The sequence below is a fragment of the Pannonibacter sp. genome (assembly GCF_051860505.1).
GTDB lineage: Bacteria > Pseudomonadota > Alphaproteobacteria > Rhizobiales > Stappiaceae > Pannonibacter.
This window is the reverse complement of the sequence record NZ_JBHYDX010000009.1, coordinates 97,527-113,347: the sequence shown is the minus strand read 5'-3', so window position 1 is coordinate 113,347 and position 15,821 is coordinate 97,527. Positions and strand designations below refer to the sequence as shown.

The following is a 15,821-nucleotide window of genomic DNA, read 5'->3' as shown; positions in this document are numbered from 1 at the left end:
CACGACGCCCGACGACAAGATGCCTGACGATGCCGAACGCACGATGACCGAGGAGGAGCTGAACGCCCGCCACGCCGACAAGATGCGCAAGAAGAAGGCGGCGCGCGACAAGATCATGGCCACCAAGACCATCGCCAAGGGCCTGATCATCGTCCACACCGGCAAGGGCAAGGGCAAGTCGACTGCCGGCTTCGGCATGGTGTTCCGCTCGCTCGGCCATGGCTACAAGGTGGGCGTGGTGCAGTTCGTCAAGGGCCGGCTCGACACCGGCGAGACCCACGCGCTGGAGCGCTTCGGCGACCTCGTCACCGTGCGGCGCATGGGCGAGGGCTTCACCTGGGAGACCCAGGACCGGCAGCGCGACATCGCCGCCGCCCGCGAGGCCTGGGAAGCGGCCAAGGAGCTGATCGTCTCGGGCGAGCATCACCTGGTGCTCTGCGACGAGCTGAACATCGTGCTGCGCTACGACTATCTGCCGGTCGAGGAAGTGGTGGAGTTCCTGAAGACCGAAAAGCCGGAGGACGTGCATGTCGTCATCACCGGACGCAACGCCAAGGACGAACTGATCGAGGTGGCTGACCTTGTCACCGAGATGGAGCAGGTGAAGCACCCATTCCGCTCCGGCGTGAAGCCGCAGTCCGGCATCGAGTACTGAGGACATGTGTCCGGTCCGGCTTGGAGACAGGTCCCGTGGTTGATGAGCGATCCCGCACACCCGCCCTGATGATCCAGGGCACAGGCTCGAATGTCGGCAAGAGCCTGATCGTGGCGGGCCTGTGCCGGTTGTTTGCCAACCGGGGCATGAAGGTTGCCCCGTTCAAGCCGCAGAACATGTCGAACAACGCCGCTGTCACCGCCGATGGCGGTGAGATCGGCCGGGCGCAGGCGCTGCAGGCGATGGCGTGTCGCAGGCCCTTGAGCGTGCACATGAACCCGGTGCTCCTGAAGCCGGAGACGGACACGGGTGCGCAGGTGATCGTGCAGGGCAAGCGCTTCGGCACGATGCGCGCGCGCGAGTACGGCACCCGCAAGGCCGAGCTTCTGCCGAAGGTTCTGGAGAGTTTTTCACATCTTGCCGCAACGGCGGATCTGGTGATCGTCGAAGGTGCCGGCAGCCCGGCCGAGATCAACCTGCGGGCCGGCGACATCGCCAACATGGGTTTTGCCGAGGCGGCCGACCTGCCCGTGATCCTGTGCGGCGACATCGACCGGGGCGGCGTCATCGCCTCGGTGGTCGGCACCCATGCGGTGCTGGAGGCGGCCGAGCGGGCGCGGATCAAGGCGTTCTTCATCAACCGGTTTCGCGGCGACCCCTCGCTGTTCGACGAGGGAATGCAGGAAATCGTCACCCGCACGGGCTGGACGGCGCTGGGTGTCGTGCCTTGGTTTGCGGACGCAGGCAAGCTGCCGGCGGAGGATGCGCTGGATCTGGCGCGAGGGGAAGGCAATGGCCCGATCAAGGTCGTCGTCCCCATCATCTCCAGGATCGCCAATTTTGATGATCTCGACCCTTTGCGCCTGGAGCCTGATGTCACGCTGGAGCTGGTTCCACCCGGGTCGCCGCTTCCTCTGGATGCGGATCTGGTCCTGCTGCCTGGGTCCAAGTCGACCATCGGTGATCTGGAATTCTGCCGGGCGCAGGGCTGGGATATCGACCTGAAGGCGCATCACCGGCGCGGCGGCCATGTGCTCGGGATCTGCGGCGGTTACCAGATGCTCGGGCGTACCATTTCCGATCCCGAGGGGATCGAGGGCAGGGCCGGGACGGTCGAGGGGCTGGGATACCTTGATGTCGAGACGGTGCTGACGGCTGACAAGTCGTTGGTCAAGGCGACGGGCACGCATCTGGCAAGCGGGGCAAGCGTCAGCGGTTACGAGATCCACATCGGTCGCACCACGGGGGCGGACTGTGCTCGCCCGGTGTTCCGCCTCGACGGCGAGGGCGCTGCGCCGAGAGTGGACGGCGCATCGTCAACCGACGGGCGGGTCACAGGGACCTACCTTCACGGCCTTTTCACGGACGACGCGTACCGCACGGCCTTCCTGTCAGGCTTCGGCGCCGTGTCGGACCTTGCCTACAACAAGCGGATCGACGCGATTCTGGACGATCTGGCCCGGCATCTGGAGGCGGTGCTGGATACGGATCAGATCCTTCATTTGGCGCAGCAGCGGTAACGCCAGTCCTCTACGCCAGTCCTCAGCGCCTATACACCAGCAACTGGTTGTTCGCCGGCATGGCATGATCGGCGACGAGCGTCAGGCCGATGCTGCGGGCGAGCGCGTCGATGGCCTCGAAATCGCGCAGGCCGCTCTCCGGATCCTTCTTGCGCAGGCTCTGGTCGAAGGCCTCGTTGCTCGGCGTGGTGAAGGCGCCGCCGTATTTCATCGCGCCATAGATGGCGAGCGTGCCGCCCGAGGCGAGCGTTTCGTCAACGCCGGCGAAGAAGGCCTCGACCCCGGCCCAGCTCATGATGTGCAGGCTGTTGGCGGTGAAGATGCCGTCAAAGGCGTCGTCCGCGTCCTGGTCGGGCGTCGGCCAGGGCAGGTCGCGCACGTCAAGGCCGATGGGCTCGTACAGATTTTCGAGATCGGTCTCGATGATCCGCTGTTCCAGGCCTGCCAGATGCTCGGGAATGTCGCTCGGTTGCCAGGTCAGATGCGGCAGGTTCCTGGCAAAATGCACCGCGTGCTGGCCGGTGCCGCTGGCGATTTCCAGCACCCGGGCCACATCGGCGAAGGCATTCTTGAGAATGGTGAGGATCGGCGTTTTGTTGGTTTCAGCGGCTGCGGAGAAGGGGAGCATGGACGGGTCGCAGGTGAGAGGAACGAAGGGACACCCCTTCAGAAAAGCACCAAGGCGAGTATCAGAACCAGCATTGCCTCGATGACGCAAGCCCCTGCAAGCACCCGAAGCGCGCGCCGGATTTCCCCGGCGCCGATCACCTTGTTGCCGGTTGGGTTCATGAACGGGTCCTCGACCCTGTAGGTGGCATAGGCGCGGGGGCCGGCAAGTGCAATGTCCAGCGCCCCGGCCATGGCGGCTTCCGGCCAGCCGGCATTGGGGGAGCGGTGCTGCCCGGCATCGCGGGCGACACACGCGAGGGCACGCGCGGTCGAGCCGCCCGCCAGCGGTGCAGCCAGCGCGATGAACAAGGCAGACAGGCGCGAGGCCGGCAGGTTGACGAGGTCGTCGAAGCGGGCAGAGGCCCAGCCGAAGGCCTGATGCCGCTGGGTCTTGTGGCCGATCATGGAATCGGCGGTGTTGACGGCCTTGTAGGCGATGAGGCCTGGTAAGCCGAGGAGGGCAAACCAGACGACGGGGGCAACAACTCCGTCGGAGAAATTCTCGGCACAGGATTCGATGGCCGCCCTGGAAACGCCGGCCGTATCCAGTTGCTCGGGATCTCGCCCGACGATCATTGACACGGCCCGCTGTCCGCCGGCCAGCCCATCCCCTTCGAGCCCATCAGCGACCGCGCGGACATGGCTGTAAAGGCTGTTCTGCGCCAGGAGGATGCTGGCAATGATGGCAAGGCCAATCCAGCCGAACGGCAGAGAGAGCAGGGCGGTCTGGAGCAGGGAACCGAGCGCCAGCCCCAATGTGACCAGAATCACAAGTGCCAGAACACCGGCTGTCTTGCGGGTGCCGGCGGTCCACTCGGGGCGATTTAAGCTGGTGTCGAGCCAGGCAATCAGCCTGCCGATCCAGACCACGGGATGCGGCAGGCGGCGCCACAGCCAGTCCGGGTCGCCGACAAGGGCATCAATGGCAAGCGCCGCCAGCAGGACAAACAGCAGCAAGGGATCCAGCAGCATGGGTCAGATCTCGGTCACGGCTTCGGCCAGAGCGCCGCTCAACCGCACCAGTGCCGCCGGACTTCCCGGCAGTCCGAACCGCAGCCACGTCGGGGAATGCTCAAAACGCCGGGTCCAGATGTGGCGCCGGGCGAGGGCCGTGTGCAGGGCCTCAGCCTTGCGCAGGCCGGCAAGAGCATAAAGGGCCGTTCCGCCGAACACGGTGAGGCCGGCCATCGACAGGGCGAGTGTGAGGTCGGCCATCTCGTCGGCAAGCTGACGCCGCATGGCGTCCTGCCAGGCAGTGTCACGGAGCGCAGTCTGGCCAAGCGCCAGGGCCGGGCCGCTGACCGCCCAGCTTTCCAGCATGATGGCCGCCTTGTCCGCCAGGTCGGGCCGACCAGCCAGGAACCCGAGCCGCAGGCCTGCAAGGCCGAAGAACTTTCCGAAGGACCGCAGCACCAGCACCGGCTCACAGGTCAGGTGCGGCAGGACGCTTAAGCCAGGGACGACATCGGCAAAAGCCTCGTCCACCACGATAAGGCCGCCGCGCGCCTGCATTTCGCTTGCAAGATGGAGCAGGGCTGAAGGCGCGAGCAGGCGGCCATCGGGATTGTTCGGATTGACCAGAACCAGGACTTTCGTGTCCGGTGGCGCGTCAAAAGCGGAGGGGATCTCCAGGATTTCGCGTCCGGCTCTCCGCCAGGCATCAGCGTGGCTGGAATAAGTCGGACTGACGATGGCGACAGGTCCCTCCGGCGCCAGCCGGGGCAGCAGCGGCAGGATCGCCTGGGTGCCTGGAGCGGCAACCAGTCCGAGGTGGGATGGCACTGCATAGGCATGCCTTGCCGCTGCCAAAAGGTCGGCGAGATCCGCCGATGATGGCAGGTCTGTCCAGAACCGGTGCTCCAGTTGCGCAGGGACCGGCCAGGCATGCGGGTTGATGCCTGTCGACAGATCAAGCCAGTCATGGCGCTCGCCGCCATGAATTGCGCGGGCTTCCGCGAGATCACCGCCATGCCGCATGATGAAATTGCACCTCCCTGGCCCTGAGCGGGCGTGTGTGCACTTGTCTATCTGATCCGTGCCGGTGTGAGGAGACTGCAAACGGGTCGATCTTGCTTCTATGCGACATGGCCGTGGTTGCAACGAAATTGGTGCATCATCAGTGACTTACGCAGATGGAGGAAGATGCAACTGAGTTGCTAAGAAATATTATCTATAATTCATAAAGCAAACTGGTTTCGAACTTTGATTTAACGTGAAATTATGTTTCATTTGGCAAGTCTGGATTGAATGAGGGAAAACTCGAAAGTTAATACAGGGGCCGTTGAATGGCTGCTCGCTTGACATCCTATGGAGACGATATCGTCAGAGACGACGACCGCGGAACAAGTGCGGGCTCCGTGGCAAAGGCGGTGGAAGCCGAAGCGGATGCGAACGAGGCATCGTTTCTGCGTGTATTGCGCGAAGAAAAGACATGGCTTCGCACCATGGTCGACCAGGTGTCCGACTACATGTTCGTCAAGGACACGAACTGTCGCTTCATTATGGCGAACCGTGCCATGGCAAGCGACCTTGGCTTCGAGAGCGCGGAAGACCTGATCGGGCGCACGGACCTTGAGTTGTATCCCTTTCCGATCGCCATGACTTTCTACCGCGACGCCAAGCAGGTGATGCGGACCGACAAGCCCATCATCGACCAGGAAGAATTCGTGGTCCTGCCCAATGGCAGCAAGCGCTGGCTTGCTTCATCGAAGTTTCCGCTTCGCGCCTCGACCGGGGAACTGATCGGCGTTTTCGGCATTTCCCGTGATATCACCGAGCGAAAGAAGGCTGACCGGCTGCGGGACGGCCAGGCTCAGGTGCTGGAAATGATTTCCTCCAGCGCCCCCTTGTCTGAAGTGCTGGATTGCCTTGTCCGCCTGATCGAGGATCAACTCGACGGGCTGCTTGGCTCGATCCTGCTGCTGGACGAGGATGGGGTTCACCTGCGCCATGGTGCCGCCCCGAGCCTCAATCCGGAATACACCCGGCTCGTGGACGGCATCGAGATCGGCCCCAGCATCGGCTCGTGCGGCACGGCGGCCTATCGGCGCGAGCAGGTGATCGTATCCGACATCTTCACCGATCCGCTCTGGGCTGATTTCCATGCCCTGGCCGAACTGGGCGGAGTTCGTGCCTGCTGGTCGACACCGATCAAGTCGCTGGCCGGTAAGGTGCTTGGAACATTCGCGATCTACTCCCGTGTTCCCAAGGCACCGGATCCGGCGGAACTGCGCCTCATCAATGACACGGCACGCATTGCGGCCATCGCAATCGAGCGCAAGCAGGCTGAAGAGCAGATCCGCTTCCTCGCACACCATGACCCCCTGACCGGATTGCCGAATCGCAGCCAGCTGGCAAAATGCCTGGATCGGGCGGTTCGCCAGGCTTCGCCGCAGACCCCACGTATTGCCGTCGTGTTTCTCGACATTGATCATTTCAAGGCGGTAAACGACAGCTTCGGTCACGCGGCCGGGGACCAGCTTCTGGTCATTGCTGCCGAGCGGATGAAGGCGCATTTGAGGTCAAGCGATGTGGTGCTGCGTCTTGGCGGAGATGAATTCGTCCTGCTGTTGACCGGGGAGGCGGCAGAACCGGCGGCCTTGCAGTCTCTGCTTGTCCGGCTCAGGGCGGCAATCGCAGAACCGGTCGAAGTCCTCGGCCAAGCCTTTCACGTTACCTGCAGCATGGGCATCGCCATCTATCCGCAGAATGGCGAGGACGCAGACACACTGCTGGTTCATGCCGATGCGGCCATGTATGGCGCCAAGCAGGCTGGCCGGAACACATTTGAGATCTACAGTCCGCTGCGCGCGGATGAGAGCGCCCCCAATCTCGTCCTGCTGGAGGAGATCCGGGCCGGCCTCGCGCGCCGCGAGTTCGTGTTGCAGTACCAGCCACAGATCGACCTGCTGACCGGTGAAATCTGCGGCGTCGAGGCTCTCGTTCGATGGCAGCATCCGGAGCGCGGCCTGCTGGCGCCGGATCTGTTCATTCCTGTTGCGGAAGAGGGCGGCCTGATCAATGCGCTTGGCAAGCAGGTGCTGAAGATGGCGTGCCGGCAGGCGCAGGCCTGGAAGCTCCAGGGGCTGCCGCCCGTCACCATGAGCGTCAATGTTTCGGCGCGCCAGTTCGCCCAGCGCGGCTGGGCAGAGCAGGTGAAAGGTATCCTCAACCGCACCGGCCTTGACCCGCATGCGCTGGAACTGGAGCTGACGGAAAGCATGCTGATGCGGAACGTCGAGCAGGCAATCGCCACCATGAATGACCTGTGCAGCATCGGTGTGCGCTTCGCGATCGACGACTTTGGCACCGGCTACTCCAGTCTCAGTGCCCTGCGGTCGTTCCCTGTCTCCCGGTTGAAGATCGACCAGGCCTTTGTTCGCGATGTCGCGGAGGACAGCAGCGGCCGCGGAATTGCCGAGGCCATCGTCTCGCTCGGGCACAAACTGCATCTGCGGGTGATTGCCGAAGGGGTGGAGACACCGGAGCAACTGGCGTTCCTGCGCGAGGCAGGCTGTGACGAAGCCCAGGGCTTCCTGATCGCGCGGCCGATGTCGCCGTCGGATCTGGCGACCAGACTCGGGACAGCCTTCGTTTTCCAAGGTCCCTGATTCCGAAGGCATCTGAATCAGAAAAGGCACCGGAAACCGGTGCCTTTTCAAGATCTTGGAGGCCTCGCCCGGAATCGAACCGGGGTTCACGGATTTGCAATCCGCTGCGTCACCACTCCGCCACGAGGCCGATGCGTGCCTTTTCAAGGAGTTGCATCGTCCTGTCAAGAGCTGGCGCATCCCCTGTCACCGAATTTGCACAAATGCCTCGTGACAGGGGCGCAGCCTGGTCGGTTGGACCCCCGACACGCCCGATATCCCGATGCTGAACTCCGGTCGAATGGCATGCGGGGCGCGATGACGCGGGGACGAGGCCGCGTTGCAGCGCATGTGGGCCTTGTCAGCACGGGTCTGCCTCGTTAAGGGAACGGGTGAAAGAGGACGGTCGCACCGCGCGGCCGCGCAAGGCATGAGGCTCGCCATGGCTGATTATGCACAGTCTCGCACGAAAATGGTCGACAACCAGCTTCGGACAAATGATGTCACCGACAACCGGATTCTCGATGCGATGGAGCGTATCCCGCGCGAGATGTTCGTGGCAGCCTCCAAGCGCCCGGTCGCCTATATCGATGAGGACATCCTTGTGTCCGATCTCGGCCTGGACCGCTATCTGATGAAGCCGCATGTGTTCGGCAAGCTGGTCCAACTGGCATTGGTGAAGCCGACGGATGTGGTTCTGGTCGTCGGTGGTTCGACGGGCTATAGCGCCGCCGTGCTGGCAAGCCTGGCCGGAGCTGTCGTCATGGTCGAGGAAGATTCGGAACTTGCGGCACGCGCATCGGCGACCCTTGTCGAACTGGGCATCGAGAATGCCGCAGTGGTCGAGGGCAAGCTCACCGCCGGCTGTGCGTCGGAAGGCCCCTATGACGTGATCGTCCTCGACGGTGCCGTCGAGGTGCTTCCTGAAGCGCTGGTTGGTCAGCTGAAGTCGGGCGGCCGCCTGGTGGCGATCGAGGGCCTTGGCCGCGCCGGCGTCGCGCGTCTTTATCAGGATTCCGGCGAGACCATCGGGGCCCGCTTCGGCTTCAATGCCAATGCGCATCTGCTGCCCGGCTTCGAAAAGGCGCATCAGTTCGTATTCTGATCTGGATCCGGGCAGACTGTATGTCTGCGCTCTTGCCTGCCCGGAGTTTGGCGGCCGCCGCCAGTCCCGGCACAGGCGTGCAAGCCAGCCAGTTTTCGCCTTTGACTTGTTAACCGTTTCGCAACATGTTGCTCCCGTGCCGCACGGTGCCGGAATATCGATCCTTCCGGATCGTTCGGGGTAGGCAGGGTGTTTCCGGTGGCTATACTGCCACCATCTTTCGGCACGGGTGGGGGTCCGTGACATAAGGGGCTGACTTCAGTGTATTTTCGCGTATCTCTGACTGCCGCAGTTGTTGGCCTTGCCGCAATGGCCTCGGTCTCCGGCAGCCGGGCAGAAACCATCGCCGAGGCGCTGGCTCTGGCCTATGCCAACAACCCGACGCTGAACGCGGCGCGCGCCGAGTTGCGTGGTGTCGATGAACGCGTGCCGCAGGCTCTTGCCGGCTGGCGTCCGACCATTACCGCCAATGCTGGCGTCGGCAGCATCCGTTCGAGCGGATCTGGCTTTAGCAACTACCGCAACAACGCCTCCATCTCGCTGACCGTGCAGCAGGCGCTGTTCCGTGGCTTCCGGACGGTCAACTCGACCCGCCAGGCCGAAGCGATTGTCCGTTCACAGCGTGAAAGCCTCAGCGCCACCGAGCAGGATATCCTGCTCTCGGCGGCCGAGATCTATGTCAACGTTATTCGCGACACGGCCCTGGTCTCGCTGCAGCGCTCGGACGTGGAGTTCCTGGCCGAGCAGGTGCGGGCAGCCCGTGACCGGTTCGAGGTCGGCGAGGGCACCCGGACAGATGTGTCGCAGGCCGAAGCCCGTCGTGCGGAAGCGCAGGCGAGCCTCAACAGCGCCATGGCCAATCTCAATTCCAGCCGGGCAATCTACCGCCAGATCGTCGGCATCGAGGCGCGCAGCCTGTCGGCCAGCACGCCGGTTGGCAAGCTGGTGCCGAAATCGCTCGAGGTTGCCCTCAGGACCAGCGAAGAAAGCCAGCCGCTGATCCGGCAGGCACAGCACCTGGTCGACGCGGCACAGTTTGCCGTGAAGACCATCGAAGGCGAAGCGCTGCCGACCGTCTCCGTCGAGGGATCGATCGAACGGTCTTGGAACCCGTCCTCGAATGTGGCGGTCTCGAACTCTGCGTCCGTGTTCGGCCGTGTTTCGGTACCGATCTATCAGGGCGGCACCACGTCGTCGCGCGTGCGTCAGGCGAAAGAGGAACTGGGGCGCACCCAGATCCAGCTGGACGTGGTTCGTGACCGGATCCGCGCCAATGTGATCTCCGCCTGGGGCCAGTATCAGGCCGCCGAAGCATCGATCAGCGCCGCGCAGGCCGCCGTCGAGGCGCAGCAACTCGCGCTGGAAGGCGTGATCGAGGAACAGCGGGTTGGTCAGCGCACCACACTGGATGTCCTGGATGCCCAGCGGGAACTGGTCGACCAGCGGGTTAATCTGGTGACCGCGCAGCGCAATCGCATTGTCGCCGCGTTCCAGCTGATCTCTGCAACGGGGAGGCTGGATGCCGAATATCTTGGCCTCAAGGTCGCCCGTTACGACCCGAAGGAGCACTATGACAAGGTGCGCGACAAGTGGTTCGGCATGCGCACGCCGGACGGCCGCTGAGCGTAGGTCAGGGCCCAGGACGAATCAGCAGAGGCCAGGCTCAATGCCTGGCTTTTGTTTTTTTATGGTGGATGTCGCTCTCCCGGGCTAAGGGGGCTGACTTCTGGCGTGTCAGGGCTGCTTTTTTCAAATCCGCCGGCTTGCATTGACCGTTCATTGACGCTGCTGCGGCTTTTGAAGGGGAAAAGGCTGAATTGGGACCCTACGCGTCCTATGCGGCAAGGACTTGACGCCTCATAATTGATTTAACCGAATCGTAACGATTGGTCCTTGCGACGGTGCGTATCTGATTGAAGTGCTGGGGGAACTCATGTCGAAGGCGAGTCAGGCCCAAGAACCCTCGATGGAAGAAATTCTGGCGTCGATCCGCCGTATTATCTCCGACGAGGAAGTTCCGGCCGCCAAGAATGCCGCGCCTGCGCTTGTCGAGGAAGAGCTGGACATTGACGATGCCTTTGAAGCCGCCGAGGCCGAGGAAGACGTCGCAATGTCCCAGGACGACCTGGACAAGCTGTTCGACATGGACAGTTCGGACGACGACGTCTCGATGGACGATGACATCGGATTCGCCGAGGACGGCGCCGAGGATGTCCTTGAGTTGACCGAAGAACTCGCCCTTGACGATGACGAGGCGGATGACTTCGACATGGTCGAGGGACTTGCCGAAAGCGTCGACGGCGACAGCGGTGACATAGCCTTCATCGAAGAAGACGAGGACGACGCCTTCGAGATGCCGATGCCCAAGCCGGCGCCAAAGCCGGTTATGGCATCAAAGCCGGTCGACATGAGCCAGCTCGATGACCTTGAAGAGGGCGAGCCGCTTGTGTCGGGTGACGCGGGCGCAGCTGTCCACGCAGCCTTTGAGAACCTGTCCACCACGATCCTTTCGGCAAATGCAAGGACCCTTGAAGATCTCGTGACCGACATGCTGCGACCGATGTTAAAAAACTGGCTGGACCAGAACCTGCCGGTGATGGTCGAGCGTCTCGTCCGTCAGGAGATCGAGCGCGTATCGCGCCGCCGCTGACAGATCGCGGACGGAGCCGACCAGTCTGGAGACGCCGCCCGCCGGGCGGCGTTGCCGTTTCTGCCATTCCGTCCTGCCTATCCCGCTGTGGCCGGTTGACTCGGCTCCGGCCATCCGATTTACACGGGATCACATATCCTCGAGCTTCGAGTAGTTTCATGCTGGACAAGACCTATGACGCGGCAAGCGTCGAGCCGCGTATCACCGACATGTGGGAACAGGCCGGAGCCTCGCGCGCCGGAGCCGGCGCTGACGCGGGCGCACCGTCCTACACCATCGTGATTCCGCCCCCCAATGTCACCGGCTCGCTGCACATGGGCCACGCGCTGAACAACACGCTGCAGGACATCCTCGTTCGCTTCGAACGCATGCGCGGCAAGGACGTGTTGTGGCAGCCGGGCATGGACCATGCAGGCATCGCGACGCAGATGGTTGTCGAGCGCCAGTTGATGGAACGGCAGGAGCCGGGCCGCCGCGACATGGGCCGCGATGCCTTCGTCCAGCGCATCTGGGACTGGAAGGCCGAGTCCGGCGGCATGATCTTCAACCAGTTGAAGCGCCTTGGCGCCTCCTGTGACTGGAGCCGCGAGCGCTTCACCATGGACGAGTGCCTGTCGGCCGCCGTCCTTGAGGTCTTCGTCTCGCTGTACAAGGACAAGCTGATCTACAAGGACAAGCGGCTCGTCAACTGGGACCCGAAGCTCTTGACCGCGATTTCGGACCTTGAAGTCGTGCAGCAGGACGTCAAGGGCAACCTCTGGCACTTCCGCTATCCGCTGGAAGGCGGGGCGACCTATCAGGCGCCGATTGCCTTTGATGAGGAGGGCAATCCGACCGAGTTCGAGACCCGCGACTATATCGTCGTCGCCACCACGCGCCCGGAAACCATGCTGGGCGATACGGCTGTTGCCGTGAACCCGGAAGATCCGCGCTACAAGGACCTTATCGGCAAGCATGTCATCCTGCCGCTCGTCGGCCGCCGAATTCCGATCGTTGGGGACGACTACGCCGATCCGACTGCCGGCTCCGGTGCGGTGAAGATCACCCCGGCGCATGACTTTAATGATTTCGAGGTCGGCAAGCGTCACAATCTGCCGATGATCTCGATCCTTGATCGCGAAGCCTCAGTCGTCCTCAAGGACAATCCGGAGTTTCTTGAGGGCGTGGCCGCGTCGGCCGAGTTGGAGGCGACCATTGCCGCCTACCACGGCCAGGACCGCTTTGTCGTCCGCAAGGCGCTGGTCGCCCGCATGGAAGAGCAGGGCCTCCTTGACCGGATCGACGATCACCCGCACATGGTGCCGCATGGCGACCGCGGCGGCGTGCCGATCGAGCCGATGCTGACCGATCAGTGGTATGTCGATGCGGCAACGCTCGCCAAGCCGGCGATTGCCTCCGTCCGCGAAGGCCGCACCAAGTTCGTTCCGGCCAACTGGGACAAGACCTATTACGAGTGGATGGAGAACATCCAGCCCTGGTGCATCTCGCGCCAGCTGTGGTGGGGGCACCAGATCCCGGCCTGGTACGGTCCGGATGGCAAGGTCTTCGTCGAGAAGTCGGAAGCCGAGGCGGTTGCTGCCGCAAGCGCCTTCTACGGCAAGCCGGTCGAGGTGACGGATACGGAAGTGGCCATCGCCTCCTGGGAAGCCGGGGCAGGGGACAAAGTCCTCATGCACCGCGACGAGGACGTGCTCGACACCTGGTTCTCCTCCGCGCTGTGGCCCTTCTCCACGCTCGGATGGCCGGACAAGACGCCGGAACTCGCCCGCTATTTCCCGACCTCGGTTCTCATCACCGGCTTCGACATCATCTTCTTCTGGGTTGCCCGGATGATGATGATGTCGCTGCATTTCATGAAGACCGAGCCGTTCGAGACCGTCTACATCCATGCCCTCGTCCGTGACGAGAAGGGGCAGAAGATGTCGAAGTCGAAGGGCAACGTCATCGATCCGCTGCAGCTGATCGACGAGTTCGGCGCCGATGCGCTGCGCTTCACACTGGCGGCGATGGCTGCACAGGGGCGCGACATCAAGCTGGCGACGAGCCGCGTCGGCGGCTATCGCAACTTCGCCACCAAGCTGTGGAACGCCGCCCGCTTTGCCGAGATGAACGGCTGCAAGCGCGTTGCCGGCTTTGATCCCGCCCGTACGAGCCACACGCTCAACCGCTGGATCGCGACCGAGGTTGGCCGTTGTGCCGAAGAGGTCACGGCAGCACTCGAGGGCTACCGCTTCAATGATGCGGCCAACACAGTCTACCGGTTCGTCTGGAACACCTATTGTGACTGGTTCCTGGAACTGGCCAAGCCGGTGTTCAACGGCGATGACGAAGCGGCAAAGGCAGAAACGCGGGCCACGGCTGCCTGGACGCTGGATGAAATCCTCAAGATCCTTCACCCCTTCATGCCCTTCCTGACCGAAGAGCTGTGGGAGCGTCTTGGCGAGGAGACGGGCAAGCCCGAACAGATCCTGATGCTGACCCGCTGGCCGGCTCCTGCGCTGGTCGATGCGGCCGCTGCTGACGAGATCAACTGGCTGGTCGGCCTGATCAGTGAGATCCGGTCGGTGCGTTCCGAGATGAATGTGCCGGCAGGCGCGCAGGTTCCGATTGTTGTGGTTGGGGCCGATGCTCGCACGCAAGGCCGCCTGGCGACCCATGAGGGCGCGATCCAACGGCTTGCCCGGGCAGACCGCCTGACCCAGGCCGATGAATTGCCGAAGGGCGCGGCGCAGATCATCTATGGCGAAGCCACGATCTGCCTGCCGCTGGCCGGCGTCATTGACCTGGCCGCAGAGCAGGCGCGCCTGAACAAGGAACTGGCCAAGATCACCGACGAGACTGGCCGTATCGAAAAGAAGCTGTCGAACCCGGCCTTCATCGAGAAGGCGAAAGAAGAAGTGGTCGAGGGGGAACGCGAGAAACTCGTCGAACTCACCGCCCGCAAGGTCCAGACAGAACTTGCTCTGAGCCGACTGGCGCAGATTGGCTGACAGAACCGGGGCCTTGCCATCAGCAGGGCTCCGGCTGCTTTGCCGGCCTTTTCGGGGCCGCAATCGGGTGCTAGTTGCCCTGTTGGTTTGGTGCAGCAATTTCATTGCCGAAGGATGTCATGCGGCTTTCTATCAGGATGATGCAGATCGGGTTGGGCTTGACCGTTCTGGCGGGTCCGTGGCTCGCGCCGGCCCTTGCCGAAAAGATCGAGAACCCGGTCGCCGTGTTCGCCGGTCTTGACAAGATCACCGGCCGGATCACCAGCTTCGATGTCTATATCGGTGAGACGGTGCAGTTCGGCGCGCTGCAGGTGACGCCGCGCGTCTGCAACACCAGGCCACAAACGGAAAACCCGCAGACGACCTCCTTCGTCCAGGTCGACGAGATTACCCTCAACAACGAGGTCCGGCGGATCTTCTCCGGCTGGATGTTCGCTGCCAGCCCGGGCCTCCATGCGGTTGAGCACCCTGTCTATGACGTCTGGCTGACCGATTGCAGCCAGACCTCGACGGTCGCACCGCCCGAAGGGTACGCCGGCCCACCGGTCCAGGTGGTGGAGGAGGGCGCTGACACGCTTGGCTCTGCAGCGCCGATTGCAGAAGACGCCGCTGCAGCCCCGCTGGATGGGGCCAATGTCCCGGCACCGCGTCCCAAGCCGCCTTTGTTCTAAGCACAGCAGGCTTATCGCCCGTCAGACCGCTGACAAGCTATCTATCGTCATCCCGGACGCAGCGAAGCGGAGATCCGGGACCGGAGTGCCAAGGTCCCTCGGATGATGGCTCATTGAAGCATCGAGGCATCGGCTCTCCGGTCCGGGCTCGGCGCTTCGCTGGGCCGGGATGACGGAGGTGAGGTCGAGGTTTGTCAGCTAGCTTGCCGGCTTACGCCCTTCAACCGGTCCCGACGGGTCTTCGTGATTGCTTGTTCAGCGAGTGCTGTCAGTCTTGGCAACGCAATCCAGAACGTCCATCACCACCGCGCCTGTCGTGACAGCGGACAGGGCGTGGAAATCGCCCTCAAGCGGCAGGGCGCCCTGCAGCAGGATCTCGTAGTCCTGCTTGTCCACCTCGATGGCGCCGAAGCGTGCAAGGTGGTCAGTGACGAACTGGGTGTCGAGCAGACGGTAGCCGCCAGCAATCAGCCGTGCGGCCAGGTGGATCAGGGCCACTTTCGAGGCATCGCGCTCGAAGGAAAACATGCTTTCGCCGAAAAACGCGCCGCCGAGGCTGATGCCGTAGAGCCCGCCGACGAGCTGTCCCTCGCGCCAGGTTTCCACCGTGTGGCAATGGCCAAGATCAAACAACTCGCCATAGAGCCGGCGGATCTCGTTGTTGATCCAGGTCTTGCGCCGTCCAGGGGCAGGCGTCGCACAGCCATCGATGACGCCCTCGAACGTGCTGTCGATGCGGACCTCGAACAGGTCGCTGCGCACCGTGCGGGCGAGACGCCGGGGTACATGGAACGCATCGAGCGGCAGGAGACCCCGCCGCTCGGGTTCGACCCAGAACAGGTCTGGATCCTCCGCAGACTCTGCCATCGGGAAGATGCCGCAGGCATAGGCGCGAAGCACCAGCTGCGGCGTAATTTCCGGCAGGTCGCCTTTCTTGTTCTTTCGCTTTGTCATGACCGTTTCCGGGGCTGA

General features: G+C 63.1%; 12 protein-coding genes and 1 tRNA gene. 8 read left to right on the top strand and 5 right to left on the bottom strand.

Annotation, left to right across the window (positions count from 1 at the left end; translation table 11 throughout):
* The first annotated feature begins 19 nt into the window (after window positions 1-19).
* Complete coding sequence (gene cobO / locus ACTIFE_RS08520) at window positions 20-655, top strand: cob(I)yrinic acid a,c-diamide adenosyltransferase (protein ID WP_439528767.1); 636 nt, start codon at window positions 20-22, stop codon at window positions 653-655.
* Window positions 656-723: 68 nt separating this feature from the next.
* A complete protein-coding gene (locus ACTIFE_RS08515) occupies window positions 724-2,175 on the top strand; it encodes a cobyric acid synthase (protein WP_439528766.1) in 1,452 nt (483 codons plus the stop codon).
* A gap of 22 nt (window positions 2,176-2,197) precedes the next feature.
* Here the strand turns inward: ACTIFE_RS08515 and ACTIFE_RS08510 are convergent, their stop codons facing one another.
* The 3 genes from ACTIFE_RS08510 to cobD are packed head-to-tail and all read right to left on the bottom strand — an operon-like array spanning window position 2,198 to window position 4,821.
* A complete protein-coding gene (locus ACTIFE_RS08510; protein WP_439528721.1) occupies window positions 2,198-2,803 on the bottom strand; it encodes a DUF938 domain-containing protein in 606 nt (201 codons plus the stop codon).
* A gap of 38 nt (window positions 2,804-2,841) precedes the next feature.
* Window positions 2,842-3,816: an adenosylcobinamide-phosphate synthase CbiB gene (gene cbiB / locus ACTIFE_RS08505; RefSeq protein ID WP_439528720.1), complete on the bottom strand. Its 975-nt coding sequence runs from the start codon at window positions 3,814-3,816 to the stop codon at window positions 2,842-2,844.
* A 3-nt stretch (window positions 3,817-3,819) separates the two neighbouring features.
* On the bottom strand, window positions 3,820-4,821 hold the full coding sequence (gene cobD / locus ACTIFE_RS08500) for a threonine-phosphate decarboxylase CobD (RefSeq protein ID WP_439528719.1): 1,002 nt from the start codon (window positions 4,819-4,821) through the stop codon (window positions 3,820-3,822).
* Window positions 4,822-5,129: 308 nt separating this feature from the next.
* On the opposite strand from cobD, the gene ACTIFE_RS08495 reads away from it, so the two are divergent.
* Window positions 5,130-7,454 (top strand): sensor domain-containing protein, encoded by a 2,325-nt coding sequence (locus ACTIFE_RS08495; protein ID WP_439528718.1) that lies wholly within the window; start codon window positions 5,130-5,132, stop codon window positions 7,452-7,454.
* Window positions 7,455-7,510: 56 nt separating this feature from the next.
* On the opposite strand, the gene ACTIFE_RS08490 is transcribed toward ACTIFE_RS08495, so the two are convergent.
* A tRNA-Cys gene (locus tag ACTIFE_RS08490) sits at window positions 7,511-7,584 on the bottom strand.
* 291 nt (window positions 7,585-7,875) lie between these two features.
* On the opposite strand from ACTIFE_RS08490, the gene ACTIFE_RS08485 reads away from it, so the two are divergent.
* The 5 genes from ACTIFE_RS08485 to ACTIFE_RS08465 all read left to right on the top strand — a co-directional run bounded on the left by ACTIFE_RS08485 (window position 7,876) and on the right by ACTIFE_RS08465 (window position 14,849).
* Window positions 7,876-8,538 carry a protein-L-isoaspartate O-methyltransferase family protein gene (locus ACTIFE_RS08485; RefSeq protein ID WP_439528717.1) on the top strand — a complete coding sequence of 221 codons (663 nt, stop codon included), beginning with the start codon at window positions 7,876-7,878 and terminating at the stop codon, window positions 8,536-8,538.
* Between the two features lie 309 nt (window positions 8,539-8,847).
* Window positions 8,848-10,161, top strand: a complete 1,314-nt coding sequence (locus ACTIFE_RS08480) for a TolC family outer membrane protein (protein ID WP_439528765.1) — start codon at window positions 8,848-8,850, stop codon at window positions 10,159-10,161.
* A 343-nt stretch (window positions 10,162-10,504) separates the two neighbouring features.
* Window positions 10,505-11,188: a PopZ family protein gene (locus ACTIFE_RS08475; RefSeq protein WP_439528716.1), complete on the top strand. Its 684-nt coding sequence runs from the start codon at window positions 10,505-10,507 to the stop codon at window positions 11,186-11,188.
* A 158-nt stretch (window positions 11,189-11,346) separates the two neighbouring features.
* Complete coding sequence (locus tag ACTIFE_RS08470) at window positions 11,347-14,178, top strand: valine--tRNA ligase (protein WP_439528715.1); 2,832 nt, start codon at window positions 11,347-11,349, stop codon at window positions 14,176-14,178.
* Between the two features lie 140 nt (window positions 14,179-14,318).
* Window positions 14,319-14,849, top strand: coding sequence for a DUF2155 domain-containing protein (locus tag ACTIFE_RS08465; protein ID WP_439528764.1), 531 nt, complete (start codon window positions 14,319-14,321; stop codon window positions 14,847-14,849).
* A 255-nt stretch (window positions 14,850-15,104) separates the two neighbouring features.
* On the opposite strand, the gene aat is transcribed toward ACTIFE_RS08465, so the two are convergent.
* Entirely contained in the window at window positions 15,105-15,803 is a 699-nt protein-coding gene (gene aat / locus ACTIFE_RS08460) for a leucyl/phenylalanyl-tRNA--protein transferase (protein ID WP_439528714.1), read from the bottom strand.
* Between the last annotated feature and the right edge of the window lie 18 nt (window positions 15,804-15,821).